This is a genomic window from Brachybacterium rhamnosum, assembly GCF_039526185.1.
Lineage (GTDB): Bacteria > Actinomycetota > Actinomycetes > Actinomycetales > Dermabacteraceae > Brachybacterium > Brachybacterium rhamnosum.
Map to the genome: position 1 here is coordinate 117,939 of NZ_BAAAIS010000002.1, position 20,933 is coordinate 138,871.

The 20,933-nt window shown below is 68.9% G+C and carries 17 protein-coding genes; 10 read left to right on the plus strand and 7 right to left on the minus strand.

Annotated features, from left to right (window positions below; genetic code table 11):
- Positions 1–11: 11 nt before the first annotated feature.
- The 6 genes from ABD080_RS02435 to ABD080_RS02460 form a co-directional block, all read right to left on the minus strand.
- Positions 12–1,184, minus strand: a complete 1,173-nt coding sequence (locus ABD080_RS02435; RefSeq protein WP_343903516.1) for an McrC family protein — start codon at positions 1,182–1,184, stop codon at positions 12–14.
- Entirely contained in the window at positions 1,162–3,738 is a 2,577-nt protein-coding gene (locus ABD080_RS02440; RefSeq protein WP_343903517.1) for an AAA family ATPase, read from the minus strand. The genes ABD080_RS02435 and ABD080_RS02440 overlap by 23 nt, the downstream gene beginning before the upstream one ends.
- Before the next feature lie 139 nt (positions 3,739–3,877).
- Complete coding sequence (locus ABD080_RS02445; RefSeq protein WP_343903518.1) at positions 3,878–4,255, minus strand: PH domain-containing protein; 378 nt, start codon at positions 4,253–4,255, stop codon at positions 3,878–3,880.
- Positions 4,256–4,405: 150 nt separating this feature from the next.
- Positions 4,406–5,653 carry an Ltp family lipoprotein gene (locus tag ABD080_RS02450; protein ID WP_343903519.1) on the minus strand — a complete coding sequence of 416 codons (1,248 nt, stop codon included), beginning with the start codon at positions 5,651–5,653 and terminating at the stop codon, positions 4,406–4,408.
- Positions 5,654–5,974: 321 nt separating this feature from the next.
- Entirely contained in the window at positions 5,975–7,003 is a 1,029-nt protein-coding gene (locus tag ABD080_RS02455) for an FG-GAP repeat domain-containing protein (RefSeq protein WP_343903520.1), read from the minus strand.
- Between the two features lie 221 nt (positions 7,004–7,224).
- Positions 7,225–7,857 carry a hypothetical protein gene (locus ABD080_RS02460; RefSeq protein ID WP_343903521.1) on the minus strand — a complete coding sequence of 211 codons (633 nt, stop codon included), beginning with the start codon at positions 7,855–7,857 and terminating at the stop codon, positions 7,225–7,227.
- Positions 7,858–8,089: 232 nt separating this feature from the next.
- Between ABD080_RS02460 and ABD080_RS02465 the strand changes: the two genes are divergently transcribed.
- The 8 genes from ABD080_RS02465 to ABD080_RS02500 are packed head-to-tail and all read left to right on the plus strand — an operon-like array spanning position 8,090 to position 17,373.
- A complete protein-coding gene (locus ABD080_RS02465) occupies positions 8,090–9,208 on the plus strand; it encodes an ABC transporter permease (protein ID WP_343903522.1) in 1,119 nt (372 codons plus the stop codon).
- Positions 9,208–10,224, plus strand: coding sequence for an ABC transporter permease (locus ABD080_RS02470; protein WP_137768977.1), 1,017 nt, complete (start codon positions 9,208–9,210; stop codon positions 10,222–10,224). The genes ABD080_RS02465 and ABD080_RS02470 overlap by 1 nt, the downstream gene beginning before the upstream one ends.
- 56 nt (positions 10,225–10,280) lie before the next feature.
- Complete coding sequence (locus ABD080_RS02475; RefSeq protein ID WP_343903523.1) at positions 10,281–11,366, plus strand: BMP family ABC transporter substrate-binding protein; 1,086 nt, start codon at positions 10,281–10,283, stop codon at positions 11,364–11,366.
- Between the two features lie 2 nt (positions 11,367–11,368).
- Positions 11,369–12,919 (plus strand): ABC transporter ATP-binding protein, encoded by a 1,551-nt coding sequence (locus tag ABD080_RS02480; protein ID WP_343903525.1) that lies wholly within the window; start codon positions 11,369–11,371, stop codon positions 12,917–12,919.
- Entirely contained in the window at positions 12,916–14,271 is a 1,356-nt protein-coding gene (locus ABD080_RS02485; protein ID WP_343903526.1) for an amidohydrolase family protein, read from the plus strand. Before ABD080_RS02480 ends, ABD080_RS02485 begins: the two co-directional genes overlap by 4 nt.
- Complete coding sequence (locus ABD080_RS02490; RefSeq protein WP_137768981.1) at positions 14,258–15,040, plus strand: DeoR/GlpR family DNA-binding transcription regulator; 783 nt, start codon at positions 14,258–14,260, stop codon at positions 15,038–15,040. Before ABD080_RS02485 ends, ABD080_RS02490 begins: the two co-directional genes overlap by 14 nt.
- A 44-nt stretch (positions 15,041–15,084) precedes the next feature.
- Positions 15,085–15,888: a BtpA/SgcQ family protein gene (locus tag ABD080_RS02495; RefSeq protein ID WP_343903527.1), complete on the plus strand. Its 804-nt coding sequence runs from the start codon at positions 15,085–15,087 to the stop codon at positions 15,886–15,888.
- A gap of 3 nt (positions 15,889–15,891) precedes the next feature.
- Complete coding sequence (locus tag ABD080_RS02500) at positions 15,892–17,373, plus strand: FGGY-family carbohydrate kinase (RefSeq protein ID WP_343903528.1); 1,482 nt, start codon at positions 15,892–15,894, stop codon at positions 17,371–17,373.
- Between the two features lie 57 nt (positions 17,374–17,430).
- Here ABD080_RS02500 and ABD080_RS02505 read toward each other — a convergent pair whose 3' ends face one another.
- The gene (locus ABD080_RS02505) at positions 17,431–18,624 is read right to left on the minus strand and encodes an exonuclease domain-containing protein (RefSeq protein WP_343903529.1); all 1,194 of its coding nucleotides are present in this window, start codon (positions 18,622–18,624) and stop codon (positions 17,431–17,433) included.
- Positions 18,625–18,833: 209 nt separating this feature from the next.
- Here ABD080_RS02505 and ABD080_RS02510 point away from each other — a divergent pair, with 209 nt between their 5' ends.
- Positions 18,834–19,154 carry a nucleotide pyrophosphohydrolase gene (locus ABD080_RS02510; protein WP_343903530.1) on the plus strand — a complete coding sequence of 107 codons (321 nt, stop codon included), beginning with the start codon at positions 18,834–18,836 and terminating at the stop codon, positions 19,152–19,154.
- Entirely contained in the window at positions 19,141–20,892 is a 1,752-nt protein-coding gene (locus ABD080_RS02515; RefSeq protein WP_343903531.1) for a DNA/RNA helicase domain-containing protein, read from the plus strand. Before ABD080_RS02510 ends, ABD080_RS02515 begins: the two co-directional genes overlap by 14 nt.
- The last annotated feature ends 41 nt before the right edge of the window (positions 20,893–20,933 follow it).

Consider the following 20,933-nt stretch of genomic DNA (forward strand, 5'->3'; position numbering starts at 1 on the left):
GCGTCGGCCATTCAGTCAGCGAGGCGTGCGGCGAGCGACGCGATCTGGTGGAGGAGCGTGTGCGGCGGCTGATCCAGGTCCAGCGTATGGCAGTGGATCGCGACGCCTGCGCCCTGGATCTCGTGCACGATCTCGACCTCGTTGCCCTTGGCGTAGACGAGGTGGCCTTCGCGCAGGCCCAACACCGTGCAGTACGCGAGGAGCTGGTAGAGGTCGGCCTGGGGGTAGCCGGCGGACTTCTCCGACTTGTACTTGGCGTCGACGACGATCTGCTGTCCCTCGTGCCCGGTCCAGAGGAAGTCGGGCCGGAGGTCGACCCGCCGGGCGATGTCGAGGTGCATCCGATGCTGCAGTGATGCGGACCCTCGCAAGGCCAGTGCTTCACGGAGGGCGACGCCGACGAAGTCCTCGTAGATCTTCCACATGTCGAGGACGAACCCGCTCACGTGCAGCTCTCCTCGCCGCTGCTCGAAGGACTCCCCGGCGAGGATGCGTTCGGCGAGGCGGAGCGCCGGGACATATCGCGAGTTCAACCGCGAGGGGGTCCAAAGAGGGAGCACCTCCCCGCGGCGCAGCTCGGCGACTCCGGCGAGCTGGAGGCGGAGGCGGAGGCGCTGGAGCGTTGGGCGACGACGAGCGTCCAGACCGGGGATGCGGAGGAGCTTCGTGACGGCGGCGAGGAGGATCTGGTTCTCGGCGACGTCGACGGTGAAGTCGTCGTAGGTGACGTCGAGCGGCAGCCCGGCGCCGTGACGGCGACCGATCTGCTCGGAGACGCGAATGCGCCCTCGAAGCACCTGCACGGAGTCGTCCACGGTCCTGTAGCCCTGGAGCAGGCCTTGTTCCGTCGCCCTCTGCGCCAGGCGGGCGAACGCATGCGCGAGCGCCTCGGGGAGGCTCTCCTCGGGGTCGAGCTGAACCGAGTGCTCGCGCCAGTAGGCAGGCGCGGTCGCGTACCCCATGAGGAAGATCAGACGCTCCACGGGGATCTTCGGGGTGACGCTGATCTGGAGGTCGTCCACCTGGACGACACCGATCTTCCGGCCTGGAGCGACCTGCCACCCGGTCTCCCCCGGGGCGCGATTCAGCTCGGCGATCTCGGAGAGGGCGACCGCCCGCGCTTCGGCCTCCGTGAGCTCGATGCCGTGCGCGGGGGCGCCCTCAGTCAGTTCCAGGCGACGCATCGACCGGCTCCACCACCGCGTCCACTGCGCCGGCGACCGCGGGGAGCCCGTAGCGGGCTGCGACGGACGCGGCGTCGAGCTCTCCGAAATGGTGCTCTTCGAGCAGGGGCAGGATCGTGGTCCGCCATGCCCTCGCGAGGCCGTCGTCCCGGTGCACCGCATCCCGCATGAGGTAGGACGGTCCGATCTTGAAGTCCGGGTCCTCGATCCTGCGGTTCAGCTCGTCGAGGAGATCTGCGACGCGCCCGGGCCTGCCCGTCGCGGCGAGCCAGGAGCGCAAGATCCCGCGGGTCGGCGTTTCGGACGGGTGCAGGGGAAGGAAGGAGAAGCGTCGCCTCATCGCCGCGTCCACGAGTGCGATGGAGCGATCAGCGGTGTTCATCGTGCCGATGATGAAGACGTTCTCCGGCAGGTTGAACTCCTCGTCGGCGTAGAGCAGCTCGACGTTCTCCGTGCGGTACTCGAGGAGGAAGTAGAGCTCCCCGAACACCTTCGCGAGGTTGCCGCGATTGATCTCGTCGATGATCAGCACGTACGGATCGTTCGGGTTCTCCTTGGCCTGGGAGACGATCTTGCGCAGCGGTCCCGGCTTGAGGGCGAATCCACCGTCGGGCTGCGGCCGGTACCCCTCGAAGAAGTCCTCGTAGGAGTACGCCGGGTGGAACTGCACGAGACGCACGTTATCCCCGGCGAGATGCTTGCCGATGGCCTGCGCGAGGTAGGTCTTCCCCGTGCCGGGCGGCCCGTAGAAGATCATCTGCGGCCTGTCCGAGAGCAGGTCGAAGCATTCCTGGAGCCAGTCCTGCGGCACGTGCAGCGCGCGTGCGAGTTCCGGGGTGGCTCCCGGCAGCTCGAGCTCCGTGATCTCAGGGGCAGGGCGCTGTGACTCCTCGGCGTCGAGGAGCGCTTCGAGGGTCTCGAGCTGCTGCGTCAGATCGACGACGTCCCGCTGGATCTTGAGCCGGGCACGGAGCCCGGGAGGGATGTCACCGAGATCGACGCCGTCGGCGTCCGCCCAGGAGACACCCCGCGTCAGGACGGCACCGCTGGCGGCCGCCGGGTGCTGCTCCACGCGTTCGGTGAGCGTGCCGATGTAGAGCCGGTTGCTGTCGACGGCCACGACCAGATGGCCCTCCTGCATGCGGGTGAGGAAGGCGTGGAAGTCATCGACCTTCTCTCCACGGAGGTCGTAGGAGGCGTGGGCATAGTCCTCATCCACGAACTGCTTCAGCTGGTCCCGGCCGATGCCAGGCGCCACCGCTCGGAGGCTGGTGGCCGCCAGAGTGGTGGTGCCGCTCGCCAGCCAATCGGTCACGAGGTCGCGACCGCTCCCGCTGCTACCGCGCACCATCCATGCCCGACGCGGCACCGTGGGGAGGAGGCCTCGCTGGTCCATCTCCTCCCGCAAATCCTCGAGCCGGACCTGCTTCTGGGGATCGGGGAGACCATGGTCATCGAACCGCACGCCCTCGGCCGCGAGAGCCTCGCGCAGGTCGTCGCGGTTCGGCGCGCGGCCGGCGGGCACGACGCGATGGTGGCCCTCCAGGCCCAGGGCCTCCTGGTGGACGTACTCGCTGACGGCGGAGGGGTTCGATCCGGTGACGGTGGCGATATCGCTGTAGGTGACCCACTCCCCCTCGCCGATCAGCTTCACGGCTTCGTCGATCAGGGGATACCGGTCGGTGGTGAATCTCCCCGTGCGGGCACGCTTGGCGGTACGAGCCTGCTGGTAAGCGGCCCGGGAGAGCTCCGAGAGGTCCACGGTGCTCGGCGTCTCCTCGAGGACCTGCCGCCCCGTGTCCGTCAGGCTCCAGCCATCGGGCAGCTTCTCGAGCCACCCCGCTGCGATCATGTCGACGGATCCCCACACGATGGCACTCTCGTACCGGCTCCGGCCGTGGCCCGTCGTCTTCAGCTCGGCGCCGGTGAGCTGGATCCGCTTCGGCACTTCCTCGAGGATCTCGCGGCGGCGCGTGACGCCACGATCCCGGAGCACCTCGAGCACCGTTCTCTGCAGCAGGCCGTAGCGGATGAGCTCATTGGTCGGCCGCGTCTTGGTAGACGAGTCCCGTGCGACATCGGGAACCCCGAACTCCACCGCGTCCTGAAACTCCTGCACGTTCTTTCTGACCCTGAACAGGGTCCTGATGGATCCGAGCTCATTCAATGCCGCCTGCGAGAATGCGACCTTCGGTGCATCACGGACCAGCCATTCGACAGGCCGACGGTGACGGTGCCCTGGCACGTCACCGTGGTACTCGTATGGTCCTGCTACACGACCGATGTTGAAGACCGACGACTGCCTACTCGGGGCGACCACGAGGTCCCCGTCAGCCACTTCGAAGGCGAACCTGCGCAGGTTACCCGCCCAGGCCGCGATGGACCCCGCATTCGCTTCAGGGTGGCACGCTGCGAGCGCCGACTTGATCGCCGACTGGTCATTACCAATGCCTCGCAGGTCGTCCATCTCGTCCCAGCCCATCGAGACGAACCCTCCAGCGACGAGCTCCGCGGCCGGGATCCGGTCGTTGTGGATCCCCCAGGTCACGCTCATCAGATCTCCTCTTTCTGCGCCGGGATCACCGGGGCATCCGGCTGTGCTCGCGATCATCATTCTCGTTCGCCGTGGTTCCCTGCGATTGCACCACGTCGAGGCCTCGGCCCGCCCCAGAAGCGGAGGGCAGAGGAGTGGCTCATGCGGAACGCAGGACGGCGTTCGCGATGAGGTGGTCGAGGCGGCGGACGTCGATCTGCTTGCCCACGGAGATCTTGATCTTCCCGGCGCGGGTCCACAGCTCGATCTCGGCGCTCAGGTCCAGCGTCCCGGCGTTCTCCGAGGACCACATGTTGATCGCCGAGTACGGGAGGGAGTAGATCTCGACCTTCTTCCCTCGGATGCCCTGCGCATCGCGGACGATCAGGCGCTGCGTGGTGAAGATCGCCGAATCACGGAAGGTCTTGTAGGCCGCCACGGCCTGCTCCCCGGGCACGAGCAGCTCGGTGACGTCCTCCGGGATCGGGCACTCCGCGACGAAGTTCCACGATGTGATCGATGCTACCGATGCGTCCATCGACAGTTCCTTCTCTCTCCTGCAGTTCCGCGCGCTGGTTTCGGCGCGTCCGAGCAGACTGTAACGGCCAGAGATGACAAACCGTCCGCAGCGGCGAGGGGCGATCGGCTGCGCGCCGACCGCCCCTCGCCCCGCCTTCCGGAACTCGCTTCAGAGCCCCAGCTGATCCGCCGCGTAGTTCGCGTCATCGACGGGGAAGCCCTCGTCCACGAGCTGGGCCACGAGCTCGTCGCGGGTCCAGCTCGGATCCTCGTCGTAGTACTCGTGCGCGGCCGCCACGGCCTCCTCGCGCCAATCGATCTCGCCGTTGTCCTCGAGGTAGGTCAGCGCGAACTCGGCCTGGGACACGGTGAAGCCGTCCTGCCGAAGGAAGTCGCGGAGCAGGTCCCGCGAGAGCGCCATCCCCTCGAGGTAGAAGTAGGCGCTCTCCAGCGCCATCTCGTCCCAGTCCACCTCGCCCTTCTTCTCGAGGTAGGAGACCGCGTACTCGGCGTCGGCGGCCTTCGTCCCGTCGTACTCGAGCTGGCTGATCAGATCGCTGCGGGAGTAGGGCGCGTACGTGAGGTAGTCGCGGGCGGAGGCGATCGCGGTGCGCTGAGCGGCCGTCGGCCCCGAGGTCTCCGCGACGCGGCGCACACCGAGCGTGTCCTTGCGGTCGCCGTTCCAGTCGCCGGCGAGGGTGGTGTCGGTCGCGCGACCGTAGGCCTGGACGATCGAGGCGGCGCCGCCGCTGAGCTTGTTGGAGATGTAGTAGACGTTGCCGCGGCGCACGGCGAGGGTGTCCTTGGCGTCGGCGTTCCAGTCGCCCACGAGGACCTTGTCGATCGCCTTGCCATAGTTGATGACGGAGCTCGCGCTGCCGCCGCTCAGCGAGTTCGAGAAGTAGTACGTCTGCCCGCGACGGACGGCGAGGGTGTCCTTCCCGTCGCCGTCCCAGTCGCCCACGAGCACCGTGTCCGTCGCCTTGCCGTAGTTCAGGACGGTGGTGGCCTTGCCGCCCGAGAGCTTGTTCGAGATGTAGTACGTCTGCCCGCGACGCACTGCGAGCGTGTCCTTCCCGTCGCCGTCCCAGTCGCCGACGAGGACGGTGTCGCTCGCCTTGCCGTAGTTGATGACGGTGGACGCGCTCCCGCCGAGGGAGTTGGAGAAGTAGTACGTCTGCCCGCGGCGCACAGCGAGGGAGTCCTTGCCGTCGCCGTTCCAGTCACCGGTGTAGACGCGGTCGCTCGTCTTGCCGTAGTTGAACTCGTCGTTGGCCTTCGAGGACCACGAATCATTCAGGTAGTAGGCCGAGCCCGAGCCGCCCACCTCGCGGCCCTCCGCGAGAGCCGGCGCCTGCACCGCCATGCCCGTGCCGACCACCGCTGTGGTGGCGAGCAGCGCACCCCATGCCCGCACCGCTCCACGCGTCACCTTGCCCACTACTGACACTCCGATCTGGCACGCCACCCGGCGGCCGCTCGACACCGGCACCAATGCCGACGTTCCAGGCGAAGCGTAAGAGAAGGAGCGAGTCTGGTGAGTCCGGAATGGGCGATTGAAGAGCACGGTTCGATAACGGAGATCTGCGGCCTGACCAGCAGGCTCCTAGCCGAAGCCGGTCGACCCGCCAGCGAACCTCGAACGGGGACGACGGAAGCGGCCGGCGTTGGGCCGGCCGCCTCCGCGCGGATCATCTCCGCAGCCCCGGGAGCACCACGTCGCCGGGGCTCACGCGCCTCAGCGCTTCGAGGCGCGGTAGCCCGCGGCCTTCGCCGCCGACTCCGTGGAGAAGCACTTCTCCGGGGTTGTGCGGGAGTAGAACGCGCCGCTGGGCACGTGGTAGATCTTCTCGCCCGAGCTGCTGTTGTTGCCCTTGATCGGCGCCCACGAGGGGCAGTTCTTGCCCGACGGCTTCGTGCTGGTCGGCTTGCTCGGCGTCGGGCTCGGCTTACTCGGTGCCGGCGTGCTGGGAGCCGGGGTGCTCGCCGCAGCGCCGCGGCGCACGCCGAGCGTGTCCTTGCGGTCCCCGTTCCAGTCACCGACGAGGGTGGTGTCCGTGGTGCGGCCGTAGGACTGGACGATCGACGCGGAGCCGCCGGAGAGCTTGTTGGAGATGTAGTAGACGTTGCCGCGCCGGACGGCGAGCGTGTCCTTGCGGTCGGCGTTCCAGTCGCCCACGAGGACCTTGTCGCTCGCCTTGCCGTAGTTGATGACGGAGCTGGCCTTGCCGCCGGTGAGCGAGTTGGAGAAGTAGTACGTCTGCCCGCGCCGCACGGCGAGAGTGTCCTTGCCGTCGCCGTCCCAGTCGCCGACCAGGACCGTGTCCGTCGCCCGTCCGTAGTTCAGGACAGTGCTCGCGCTGCCGCCGGCGAGCTTGTTCGAGATGTAGTACGTCTGCCCGCGCCGCACGACGAGAGTGTCCTTGCCGTCGCCGTCCCAGTCGCCGACGAGCACGGTGTCCGTCGACTTCCCGTAGTTCACGACGGTGGTCGCGCTGCCGCCCAGGGAATTGGCGAAGTAATAGGTGCTGCCGCGGCGCACAGCGAGGGAGTCCTTGCCGTCGCCGTTCCAGTCGCCGGTGTAGACGCGGTCGCTCGTCTTGCCGTAGTTGAACTCATGGTTCGCCGTCGAGGACCACGAGTCGTTGAGGTAGTACTGCGAGCCCGAGCCACCCACCTCGCGGCCTTCGGCGAGGGCCGGCGCCTGCGCCGCCATACCCGCTCCGACGACCACGGCGATCGCGAGCATCGCACCCCATGCCCGCATCGCTCCGCGCTTCACATCGACCACCGTTGACGCTCCGTTCTGGCCGGCTTTCCGCCGGTCCGCACAGCGCCGACACTCTTGCCAGCGTTTCAGGCGAAGCGTAAGAGACGGGGCAGACCTCTCAAGACCGGATCAGGCGGGCGTAAAGAACGATTCGATAACGGTGGACCACGGCGCGATACCTAGGTCCCGTCACCCATCTGCTCCGACATCCTCGTCGCTCATGCCGACTCAGCCCCTTTGGCCAGCTCCCACAGGACGATCCCCAGCTCGTAGACCATGACGTCCGACCCCCGAGGCTCCTCCGCGAACGCCGCCTCGATCAGATGTCGAGTACTCACCGAGGACGATCCGACCGCGCGCCTGGCGAAGGCTTCAGGAGCAGGGCCTGGCATATATGCGGAGCCGCCGATCAGGATCTCAACGATCTCGGCGACCCGCGCGTCGCCATGCTCTCCGCACGCGATACGCGTAGCGAGCTCCCCAGGAGCAAGAGCTTCGGCATCGGCCCGGGAGCGGAGGACGGGTCCTGTGCGCGCGAGATCTTGGGCGATGCGCTGCGTTCGGTCGGCGAGGCCACGTTCTCGCACAGCATCCACCACGCGCTCGTCCAGATCTGCTGCTTCGATTTCCGCGAACGTCTCGAGATCATCCGCCAGCCGCGGGTTCCATATCACGACATTGGAGGCGACACCAGGGGCTTCAAGCTGATCTCGGCCATCCCCTCTAGGGGTGTCGACGAACAGCGTCGCCACGAGGTGCACAGCGCCGAGCCCGTCGCGCAGAATCTCGCCGTGGCGCAACGCGAAGTACTGCTCGGGGATCGTCGCCACGTCACGGAGGAACAGCTCCACGGTCGCGTCTCCACTCCCGCCCAGCGCCACAGATCATGTGACACCTACCCGCGCATCAGTCCCTGATCATCCGATGCACGGCAGAAGGCATCATCCGCAAGCTGTCATCCTTCTCAGTCCTGTGAACTAGTAACAGATCTGAAACATCAAGAGTGTGACTCTGTAACACCCGTCCTCCAAGCTCGACGTACGGCCGGATCCCCGACCGTCGAGCGTGACGAGAGGACGAGCGATGCAGGAACGGGTCGAGCGGACGTTGCTCCGCGGCGGGCTCCCCGTCGGCGCGGTTCTGGCGGCGTTGATCGTGGGCGGCGCCCTGGTCTCGGCGCTCGGGGTCTCCCCGTGGGACGCGGCGACGACAGTCGCGACGGCCGGATTCGCCTGCGACCCGCGGTACTGCAATCTCGGCGGGACCCTGGCCCTGGCCGCCCCGATCATGTTCTGCGCCCTCGGCGCTGTGGTGAACCTGCGCAGCGGTCTCTTCAGCATCGGCCAGGAGGGCCAGTACGCGCTCGGCGGCCTGGCCGCCGCCGTCGTCGGCTCCGCGGCCTCCGCGCCGACGGGCATCCACCCCGCACTGTGCCTCCTCGCCGCCGCGGCTGTGGGCGCCGCGTGGGGCGTGGTGCCCGCGATCCTCAAGCTGTTCCTCGGCGTGAACGAGCTGATCATCTCGATCATCCTCAACACGATGGCGGGCCTGCTGCTCAACTACCTGGTGAACTACCCGCTTCGCGCCGAGGCCTCGACGGTGGGTTACACGAGGACGATCGCGGACACCGCCAAGCTTCCCGTCTTCGACCCCTCCACCAAATTCGGCCTCGCCTTCGTCCTCGCGGTGATCGCCTGCATCGGCGTGTGGTTCTACCTGTCCCGCACGACGTTCGGCTACGAGCAGCGGATGAGTGGCGAGGCCACCGCCTTCGCCCGGTACGCAGGGATGTCAGCCACGTCGGCCGTCCTTCGCGCCGGTCTGATCGGCGGGGCGCTCGCCGGGCTCGGCGGGGGCGTGCAGGTGCTCGGTGCGAACTACCGCGTGATCGAGGGCTTCAGCGACGGCACCGGGCTCACCGGCCTGACCGCCGCGATCCTCGGCGGCACCACGGCGATCGGCGCCGGCGTCGTCGGCATCCTGTACGCCGGCATCACGGTGGGCGCGGTGAACGGCCTGCAGATCATGCTCGGGGTCCCGCGTGAGATCGGGTCGACCGTCCTCGCCCTGATGATCGTGCTCGTCGCGATCCAGGCTCCCCTGCAGAAGCGCATCGAACGGGCTCGCGAGCGGCGACGCACGAACCGGCGTCTCGACGCCGGGACCCGCCCCTCCACCGAGCAGGCGGGGGTGCACGCCTGATGAACGTCGTCGCCGACTTCCTCAACTCGGGGATCCGCATGACCACCCCGATCCTCTTCGCCGCGATCGCCTCGCTGATCTCGGCCCGCGCCGGGATCCTCAACCTCGCGATCGAGTCGAAGGTGCTGCTCGGCTCGTTCACCGGGATCCTCGTCGCCGCGTGGACTGGCAGCCCTCTCGCAGGGGTGCTCGCGGCGAGTCTCTCCGGGGCGCTGATCGGCGCGATCATGGCGCTCGCCCACCGCTTCGAGGTCGACCTGGTGGTCCTCGCGATCGGCCTGAACATCCTCGTCCTGCAGCTCACGGTGTTCCTCATGCGCTCGTTCCTCGGCGGTGTGGGCACCTACAAGCCCGACGTCTCCACGCTCACCCCGATCACCGTCCCGCTGCTCGGCGATCTCCCGTTTGTCGGGCACCTCCTGAACCGCTGGAACGTCCTCGTCTACGCCGCGTTCCTCCTCGTGGGGCTGCTCGCCCTCTGGTTCCGCACGCGGGCCGGTCGGCACCTGCTCGCCGTGGGCGAGGCCCCGGGGGCGGCGGCGAGCTCCGGTCTGCCCGTGGCCCGTACCCAAGTGCTCGCGCTCATCGTCGCCGGCGCCATCGCCGGCCTCGGCGGGTCGTTCCTCTCCGTCGGCGATCTCGGGATGTTCACCCGGAACATGAGCGCCGATCGCGGCTGGATCGGCATCACCGCGGCGCTCCTCGCCCTGAACCGACCCGGCCTCCTGATCCCCGCCGCAGGCGTGTTCGGCCTGGCGAGCGCCGCGAGCATCCGGCTCCAGCAGTTCGACGTGCCCGCGAGCCTGACCCAGTTCCTCCCCCAGGGCGCGGCCTTCGTGGCCCTCGTGCTGGTGGGTCTGCGCGCCCGCTCGCGCGGCCGGTTCCTCCAGCTGTGGAGGAGCAGCTCACGGATCCCTCTGAGCAGGCGCCGGGCGCCCGTCCCCGTCGACGAGGCCGTGTCGACCACCGAGGTCGAGCCCGCCTCGGCAGCGACCACCCGCACCGGCCCGCCCTGACCCCGACCGTCTCGCCCACCACCCCGTCGCCCGAACCGCACCACCGGAGGAAAGCCATGTCCCGTCCCCGCCTCGCCCGCGCCACCGGCGCCCTCGCACTCGTCGCCATGCTCTCCCTCGCCGGCTGCGGAGGGAGCCAGGGGGCCTCAGGGTCCTCGGACGACTCCTTCACCTATGCCCTCGTCACCCCCGGTGCCGCCGGCGACGGCGGCTTCATCGACTCCGCGATCGCCGGCACGAAGCGGGCGGAGAAGGAGCTCGGCGTCACCGGCCGCGTCGTCGAGGCGGAGTCCGTCTCCCAGCAGGAGAGCGTGCTGCGCTCGACCGTGGCGACGCACCCGGACATCATCTTGGCCCCGGGCCTGGACCCGGACTCGCTGCTCGCCGTCGCCACGGAGAACCCAGATCAGCTGTTCGGCGTCCCGAGCGACATCCTCACCGAGGATCTCCCGGACAATGTGCAGGCCTTCTCCATCGACATGCACGAGGCGAGCTTCCTCGGCGGATACATCGCCGGGTCGATGACCGAGACCCACAAGGTCGGGGCGGTGCTCGGCATCGACAACCCCGGGCTGAACCAGTTCTACTACGGCTTCAAGCAGGGCGTCCTGGAGGCCTGCCCCGAGTGCACCGTCACCCCGAGCTACCTCAACGGGGAGTTCTCCGACCCGGCCGTCGGCCAGGAGGCTGCACTCTCCCTGTACCAGGGAGGCGCCGACATCATCTACGGCGTCGCCGGCCTCTCCGGGCAGGGAGTCCTCACGGCGGCCAAGCAGCAGGGCGCCTACGCGATCGGCGTCGACTCGGACCAGGATGCCGACGCCCCGGGCACGGTCATCACCTCGGTGATGAAGCGGGTCGACACCTCGACCTTCAACCTCATCGAGTCCGCGAAGAAGGACGAGTTCAAATCCGGGTTCGTCGCAGCGGGGATGGCCGACGGCGTCAGCGGGCTCTCCTGGGACGACGGCTCCACCGTCTTCGCGGACGAAGGCCCCGAGGCGATGACGGCGAAGCTGCCGGAGACCGAGAAGGACGTCGACGCCCTCAGGAAGAAGATCCTCGACGGCGACCTGGAGGTCTGCGACGCGCTCAACGACCCCTCCTCGGCGGCCTGCTCCGACCTCGGTCTGGCCGGCTGATCATGCGATCAGCACGGACCCCCGTCGACGCGCCGCCCCCGGACACTCCCCGGCTCGAGCTCCGCGGCCTGCGGAAGTACTTCGCCTCCACGGGCGTGCTCGCCGTCGCCGACGTCTCGTTCGCGGTGCAGCCCGGAGAGATCGTCGCGATCATCGGGGAGAACGGCACCGGGAAGAGCACTCTGATGAACCTGCTGTTCGGGATCCACGAGCCGGACGCGGGCGAGATCCTCGTGGACGGCTCCCCCCGCACGATCACCAACCCTCAGGACGCGATCGCGGCCGGGCTGGGCATGGTCCACCAGCACTTCGAGCTGGTGCCGAGCTTCACCGTGGCGCAGAACGTCCTGCTGGGGCGCGAGCCGGTGGGGCGCGGGCTCTACGACGACCGCGCCGCCCGCGCGTTCGTGGGCACCCTCGCGGCCCGCAGCGGGCTGTCGATCGACGTCTCCCGCCGTGCCGGGGACCTGCCGATCGGCGCCCAGCAGCGGGTGGAGATCCTCAAAGCCCTCGCCGCGGAGGCCCGCACCCTCATCTTCGACGAGCCGACGGCGGTGCTCACCCCACCCGAGGCGGAGGAGCTGCTCGTCCTGATCCACGACCTCGCCGCCACCGGGCGGAGCATCCTGTTCATCTCGCACAAGCTCCCGGAGGTGCAGGCGATCGCCGATCGGATCATCGTCATGCGCCGCGGCGAGATCGTCACGACGCTCCAGCGCGGAGAGGCCGACCAGGCGGAGCTCGCCCGCCTCATGGTGGGTCGGGAGGTGGAGCAGCCACGCATGAGCTCCGACGCCTCGCCGCAGGGCACGGTGCTCGACCTCGAGGGCGTCCGCCTTCCGGGGCATGGCGGGACGGGCGAGGCGAGCCTCTCGCTGCGGAAGGGCGAGGTGCTCGGGATCGCCGGCGTGAGCGGCAACGGGCAGGACGAGCTCATCGAGGCCATCGCCGGGCTCACCCCGGTCGAGGCGGGCACTGTACACCTCCAGGGGCGCGACATCACCGGCGCCACCCCCGCCGCGATCCGTCGGGCAGGGCTCGCCCACATCGCGGCGGACCGCATGGCCGTGGGCCTGAACCTGCAGGCGAGCCTCGAGGAGAACGCGGCGGCGACGGCTTTCCGCTCCTCCCGGTTCGCCCGGCGGGGAGTCGTCCGACGGCGCGAGCGGCGTGCCTTCGCCCGCCGGCTCATCGAGGACTACGAGGTGCGCGGCTCCGCCCCCACCCGCGCGGTCCGCACGCTCTCCGGAGGGAACCTGCAGAAGATCGTGATCGGCCGGGAGCTCGCCGGCGATCCGGCGGTGGTGCTGGCCAACCAGCCGACGCGCGGGCTGGACGTCGGCTCGATCGAGTTCGTGCACCGGACGCTGCTGCAGGCGTGCGAGGCAGGGGTGGGGGTCCTCCTCGTCTCGACCGAGCTCGACGAGGTGCTCGCCCTCTCGCATCGCATCGCTGTCATGTACCAGGGCCGGCTCATCGGCCCTTTCGCGCACGACCAGATCGACAGGGAACGGATCGGACGGCTGATGGCCGCCGGGGAGGAGGCCGCATGAGCGGGCTGGAGGGAACGCGGCTCGTGGTCGCGGACGTCATCTGGACGGGGACCGGGGACGTTCACACCCCGGGCGTCGTCGAGATCGAGGACGGCAGGATCGCCGGTGCCGGGCCGCTCCACGGGGCCCGGCCGGCCGGACCCGACGTCGTGGACCTCGGTGCAGTCGTGGTCATGCCGGGGCTCGTCAACGCCCACGCCCACACGCCGATGTCGCTGATGCGCGGGATCGGCGAAGGGCACTCGCTGCTGACCATGGAGGGCTTCCTCGCGGTGCTGCGCCGGGCGGAGGCGCACCTGACCGAGGAGCTGGTCCCCGCCTCCACGTCCGTGAGCTGCGCCGACTTCATCCGGCACGGGATCACCACCTTTGCGGACCAGTACTTCTTCGCGGGCCGGATCGCCCCCGCTGTGATCGCCTCCGGCCTGCGGGCGGCCCTCGCCTGGGGCATCGTCGAGCTCGGCGACGACGACGCCCGAGCCCGCGAGCTCTCCGCCGCCACGCGGTTCGCGGAATCGATGCAGGGCGAATCCGAGGTGGTCCGCGGCTGGCTGGGACCCCACGCCTACTTCGTGGACAACCAGCCGGAGGCGATGATCGCCGCCCGGGACACCGCCGCCCGGCTCGGGGTGGGCCTCCACGTCCACTACTCCACCTCCGGCGAGGAGGACGCCTACTGCGCCGAGCACCACGGCACCACATCGATCCGGCAGCTCATCGCCATGGGCATGCTCGAGGTCCCCACGATCCTCGCCCACTGCACGACGGTGGATCCCGCGGAGCTGCCGCTCCTCGCGGGGACTCGCGCGGCCATGGCCGTGGTGCCGTCGGTCGCGATGCAGTCCGGGGTGCCCGCCGCGCCGGTGCGCGCCGCCCTGGACGCCGGGGTGAACGTCGCCCTCGGCACCGACAACCCCTGCAACAACACGAACGCCGATCTCTTCGAGGAGATGCGCACGCTCGGGAAGCTCGCCGCGTTCACCTCCCGCGTCCCGAACCAGGTGACCCCGCGGGAGATCCTCGCGATCGCGACCACCGGCGGGCATTGCGCCCTCGGCGGCGGCCCGGCGGACGGCACCCTCGCCCCCGGCGGCGTCGCGGACCTCATCGCGCTCCCGCTCGCGCAGCTGCCCCGGGGGCCCGTGGGTGCACAGAGCCTCGAGTCGGCGCTGGTCTACGGTGCGAGCGGGGCGTCGGTCACCGCCTCGATGGTCGCCGGCCGGTGGCTGATGCGCGGCGGCGAGCTGCTCACGGTCGATGCCGAGGCCGCCCGCGCCCAGCAGCAGAGGGATTTCGACACTCTCACGGCCAGGATGGCCGCGGCAGAAGGAGGCTCACATGGACGTGAGTGATCGGCGCAGCGCTATCGAGGAGCGGGTGATCCGTGACGGCGAGGTGCAGTTCGCGACACTGGCCGAGGAGCTGCAGGTCAGCGCCATGACCATTCGACGCGACATCGAGGCGCTGGAGCAGGCGGGCGTGGTCCGCAGGGTCACCGGCGGGGCGATCGCGGTGACCGGCGGAGCGGCGTTCGAGCCGTCCTACGGGGCGCGGGAGATCCGCGCCGCAGGCACGAAGCGAGACATCGGTGCCGCCATCGCCTCGATGCTGGCCCCCGGCGAGGTGGTCCTGCTCGACAGCGGCTCGACCGTCGCCTCGGTCGCCGAGGCCGTGCGCGGCCGCGGTCTGGGGCTGACAGTCGTGACCCCCTCCATCAAGGTCGCCACGATCCTGGCCGACGAGCCCGGCACCACCGTGGTCCTCGCCGGAGGCGTGGTGCGCCCGGAGGAGCTGAGCCTCATCGGGCCCGATGCCGAGAAGCTCGTCTCCCGGTACAACTGCGACACCTACGTGGCGGGAGTCGCCGGCGTGGACCCGCGCCGCGGACTCACCGAGTACCACCCCGAGGAGGCTGCGGTGAAGCGGGCCGCCGTCGAGGGGGCGCGCCGCGTGATCGTCGGCGCGGACTCCGCGAAGCTCGGCCGCGTCCACCTCGTCACCATCGCCCCGCTCTCCGCGGTCGACGTACTCGTCACCGACGCGCCGAGCGATCACGTGGTGGTCCTGGAAGCGCAGTCCGCCGGGACCGAGGTCGTCACCGTCCCCGGCACCCCGCACTGACGCCGTACCCATCTCCCTCTCCCTCACCGAACCCAGGAGCACACATGACCTCCCTCTTCCGCGCCGTCTTCCCCACGGTCGACAAGCCCCTCATCGCCATGGCGCACGTGCCGGCGCTGCCCGGCACCCCGCTCTACGAAGCAGCCGGCGGCGTGGACGCGCTCGTCGAGCACGTCCAGAAGGACGTGGACCTGCTGGTGGACGCCGGGTTCGACGCGGTGATGTTCTGCAACGAGAACGACCGCCCGTACCAGCTGCACGCCGGCCCGGAGGCCTCCGCGGTGATGGCGCGCGTCGTCACCGAGTGCCGGCCCACGTCGATCCCGTTCGGGGTGGACTACCTGTGGGACCCGCGGATCGCGCTCGCGACCGCCGTCGCGACCGGGGCGAGCTTCCTGCGGGAGGTCGTCACCGGGGTGTGGGAGTCCGACATGGGCCTGTGGAACACCGACGCGGCCGAGACGCTGCGGGAGCGACGGCGGCTGGACGCCGGTGACACGGCGATCCTCATGAACATCTCCCCCGAATTCGCCTCCCCGATCGGCACACGCAGCTTCGCGCAGATCGCGCGTTCGACCGTCGTCTCCTCCTTGCCTGACGGCATCCTCGTCTCGGGGCCGATGGCGGGGGCGGGACCGGATCCGGCGGTGCTGCGCGAGGTGCGCGAGGTGGTGCCGGAGGAGATCCCGGTGCTGCTGAACACGGGTGCTCGTGCGGAGACGATCGCGGAGATGCTCACCGTGGCGGACGGCTGCATCGTGGGCTCGTCACTGAAGGTGGACGGCGGCACCTGGAACCCGGTGGACGCCGATCGTGCCCGTCGCTTCGTCGACGCCGCCAAGGGCTGATCGATGCGTGCGGAGACACCCGGCCTGCTGATCGGAATCGACATCGGCACCACCGGGGTGAAAACGATCCTGGTGGACCCGGAGCGCGGCATGATCGCGCAGACGAATCGCAGCAATCGGCTGATGTCCCCGCAGCCGGGCTGGGCGGAGGCGGATCCGCGTCAGTGGGCCGAGAACGTCGACTCCGCGCTGTCCGAGCTCGCCGGGGCCGCCGGGAGCCGATCCATCGCCGGCATCGCGACCACCGGAATGGTGCCGGCAGCGCTCCTCGTCGACGCCGAAGGTTCCCCCTTGCGACCGGCGATCCTGCAGAACGACGCCCGGGCCCATGCCGAGGTGCGCGAGCTCGCGGCGGGGATCGACCAGGAGGCGCTGCTCGCCGCGACCGGTTCGGTGCTCAGCCAGCAGTCCGTCGCGCCGAAAGCGCTGTGGCTCTCCCGGCACGAGCCGGAGGCGTGGAGGCGCTCCGCGGCGATCCTCGGCTCCTACGACTGGCTGCTCACGCACCTCGGCGCCGCCGTGCACGTGGAGGGGAACTGGGCGCTCGAGTCCGGTCTGTTCACCGTCCGGGGCGAGGAGCACGCCACGGTCACCGAGACGGTGCCCGGGCTCTCGGAGCGCCTCGTGCCGGTGCGGAGCTCGGGGACGATCGTCGGCGAGCTCGATGCCGCGGCGGCGGGTCGCACCGGCATCGCCGTCGGGACGCCGCTGGTCGTGGGCGGCGCCGACCACGTGCTCTCCGCGTACAGCGCAGGCCTCGGCGACCTCGGCGACTGGCTGGTGAAGCTGGGCGGCGCCGGGGACATCCTCGCCGTATCCCAGGAGCCCGTGGCCGATGCGCGCTTCTTCCTCGACGAGCACCCGCTGCCCGGGCTGTGGCTGCCCAACGGGTGCATGGCGACCAGCGGGAGCCTCGTCCGATGGGTGCAATCCACGCTCCGCATCGAGGGCCTCGCACAGATGGACGAGGAGGCTTCACGCCGCACCGCCGCCGAGGTGCTGTGCCTCCCGTACTTCCTGGGCGAGAAGACACCGATCAACGACCCTGATCTGCGCGGCATCTTCGCCGGCATGCACCTGGGCCATGACGCGGTGGACCTCTACCGGGCGGCGCTCGAGGGGATCGCCTTCGGCTTCCGCCACAACGCGGAGGTGCTGCGGGAGCGGGGCGTACGGCTCGAGCACGCCACCGTCACCAACGGCGGCGCGACCTCGTTGCTGTGGAAGCAGATCCATGCCTCCGTGCTGGGCACTCCGCTCGACACGGTGGTGGACCATCCCGGGGCCTCGCTCGGCGCGGCCTTCGCGGCAGGCCAGGGGGCCGGCGTCTTCGAGGACTGGTCGGAGCCGCTCGCGCTGGTGCGCCGCGGGGACACCATCGACCCGGATCCGGATCTGGTCCCTCGATACGACGAGGCCTACGGCCTGTGGCGCGAGCTCGCCGAGGTCTCCGGGGCGACGATGCGGGCGCTCGCGCGACGGTGAATGGACACCCTCGGGCTCATCGGTGTTCAGGACGACGACGTCAGGGCTTCCGACGTCTCATCGCGCCCAGCTCGCGGCATAGCTCGGTGCCGAAGGTCGATCGATCCCTTGATCCGACCATGCCTTCTTCGCAGCACGCTTCAGCCCGTCGTTGCACTCCGGCGAACACATCCACCGTTCCCGGAACATCCAGTAGACGTCCGGGCCGATCATCCCCTCGCAGCGCAGACACTGGTCGCCGGCGCCCGGGTGTCCGGCCGGGTGACGCAGTGCCTGACGGAGCCAGGTGGAGTAATTGAGATCTTCACCTGTGAGCGCCCTGGCTTGCTCGACGACATGCAGGGGCAACCACCCCGCCCTGCCCACGGCACGCTGCTCACGCGTCGCCGCTTCCAGCGCTTCTTGGCCGATGTCGAGCCGGTCGATCAGATCCTGTTCGGTCAGGATCTCGAGCGGCTGCCCCTTCTCGGCGAGGTCCATCGCCTTCTGCAGCTTGCGGCTGAACTCGGCGCCGGGCCTGAAGGTGCGAGGGTCGAGATCTCCGCTGACCAAGATGGTGGTCGCCTTTGTCACGCTCTTCTGCCAGGTGCCACCGTAGTGCTCAACCAGTGCATGGGCCTCGGCACGGGTGTGAAGAGACAGGGTGCCAGTGAAGACGACGCTCTCCCCCGCCAGCACGTCCGTCGCCGCCAGCGAGGAGAAGTCCCCAGCAGCCCGTGAACCGTCGCCGACAGGACGTGAGAGCGATCCCGGCCTCGTCGGGACCGAATGGATGCCCAATGGGTTAGCGAGTTCCGCGATCGAGTCGACCCCCGACCGGCCGGCGAGGGTGAGGAGGATTCGGGCCGCTTGGACCGCGTCAGCCTCCGCCTCGTGATGGGTGAAGTCTTCGAGCCCCAGTGCGTTGGCGACGAAAGGCAAGGAGTACGAACCGAGCGTCAACAGTCGACGAGCGATCGGCAACGTGTCATACCAGACCGTGTCCGGGACCTCGAGGTCGAACGCGGCGCTCGCCTTCCGGAACACCGAGCGATCGAAGGACGCATTGTGCGCGACGAACAGATCACCGCCGGCGAAGCTCAGCACTTCGGGGAAAACCCTCGCCCAGGAAGGAGCACCGTCTACCTCCTTCGCGGTGATGCCGTGGATGGCCACGTTCCGAGGCGCGAAATGGTCCAGACCTTCAGGGGGCGCGATCAGCCACGAGGCGGTCTCAACGATGCCTCCATCGCGGATCTTCGCCAGCCCCACCGCGCAAGCGGATGCGTGAAACGAGTTCGCCGTCTTGAAGTCGATGGCGGTCGCGTTGAGGCCCTACCCAGGGGAGATGTGCATGGCCGGACGATACCGCCCACATGCGACATTCTGTTCTCGCGAGGTCGTTGGTGGACGTCGAACGGCTCGAGCGATGGGCTTCGATCCTCAGCCCTGGCCATCCACACGATTGCTAGGTTGAAGCCATGACCGGCGAAGACCTGCTCGAGACCCTGCGATCCTTCATGGCCGAGCGCGACTGGGGCCAGTTCCACTCCCCTGAGAACCTCGCGAAGTCGGTCTCCATCGAGGCTGCGGAGCTGCTCGAGTGCTACCAGTGGAACGGCGACGCCGATCGCGACGAGGTGGCCGGCGAGCTGGCAGACGTCCTCACCTACGCCCTGCTCCTCGCGGACAAGCTGGACATGGACCCCGAGCAGATCATCCGCGCGAAGCTGGAGCGCACCGGGCAGAAGTACCCCGTCGAGAAGGCGAAGGGACGGAGCACGAAGTATGACCGCCTTTGAGATCGAGGAGCTCCGCTTCACCCCGGAGTCGGTGGAGGAGACGCGGGGACGCCTCCCCCGCTTCACCAACTGGCCGGTCGTCTACCTCATCGAGGACGGGCACGACATCTACGTCGGGGAGACCGGCAGTGCGGACCGCCGGATGCGGCAGCACCTCAAGTCGAAGCAGAAGGAGCACCTCAAGGAGGTGCGCATCGTCTTCGACGAGCGGTTCAACGGCTCCGCCTGCCTGGACCTCGAGTCGCTGCTGATCCGCCTGCTCGGCGGCGACGGCAAGTTCGACGTGCTGAACCGCAACGAGGGGATCACCAACCAGAACTACTTCCAGCGCAGCGAGTACAACGACACCTTCAAGGAGATCTTCGAGGAACTCCGCTCGCGCGGCTACTTCGAGCGGTCGATCCCCGAGATCGAGAACTCGGACCTCTTCAAGCTCTCCCCGTACAAGGCGCTCAACACGGAGCAGGGCGTCGCCGTCCTCGACATCATGGAGGGCCTCGTCGAGGACCTCCGCCATCCCGAGGTGCGCACGATCGCCGCGATCCAGGGTGATCCCGGCACCGGGAAGACGATCGTCGGCATCTATCTCATGAAGCTCATGCGGGACCTCTCCGTGTTCGACCCCACCGACGAGGTCGAGGGCGACTCGATGTTCTCCGACCTCTTCGTCGAGGGGAACCGTGAGCTGTTCCAGGGGCTGCGGATCGGGCTCGTGATCCCGCAGAAGTCCCTCCGCAAGTCCATCAGCAAGGTGTTCCGGAAGGTGCCCGCGCTCAGCTCCACCCAGGTGCTCACCCCGTACGACGTCGCCGATGCGGAGGAGGACTTCGACGTCATCGTGGTCGACGAGGCCCACCGGCTCACGCAGCGCGGCGCCCAGGCGCATGGCACGCTCACCAAGCGGTACGGGGAGACGACGCGTAGGCTCTTCGGAGTGGACGACCTCTCGATCAACCAGCTCGACTGGATCCGGGAGCGCTCGCGCCACACGATCCTGCTGCTCGACACGGCCCAGAGCGTCCGTCCGATCGACATCGAGCCCGAGGTGTTCGAGAAGGTCCTCGCCGAGACCCGCGAGCAGAAGCGGCTCTATCCACTGGACACCCAGATGCGGGTGAAGGGCGGGAAGGAGTATCTCGAGTTCGCGCGCGCCCTCATCTCCGACGACCCGCCCACGGCGATGCCGGATCTCGGGGACTATGAGTTCGAGCTGTTCGACGACCTCGGCGCGATGCACCAGCGGATCCGGGAGCGCGATGCCGAGCACGGACTCGCCCGGCTCGTCGCCGGCTACGCCTGGAAGTGGCGCAGCAAGGGCAGGAGCGGACTGCACGACATCGAACTCGACGGCGTCGCCCTGAACTGGAACGTCTCCGACGTCGACTGGATTGCCTCGAAGACCTCCCTCGAGGAGGTCGGCTCGATCCACACCGTGCAGGGCTACGACCTCAACTACGCCGGCGTCATCATCGGCGGCGACCTCCGCATCGATCCCGACACCGGCAAGCTCGTCGCCGACCGCAAGAACTACTTCGACGCCAAGGGCAAGGCCAACAACACCATGCGCGGCCGCACCACCTCCGACGAGGACCTGCTGCGGTACATCACCAACGTGTACCGGGTGCTGCTGACACGGGGGATGCGGGGGACCTATGTGTACGTCGTGGACCCATCACTGCGGGCTCGAATCCGTTCCATTCTGAGCTCGCGCGACAGCTTCAGCCAACGGCACCTTTGAAGAGTTGGACACTGATTCAGTAGTGCCCAAGTCGCGTTACC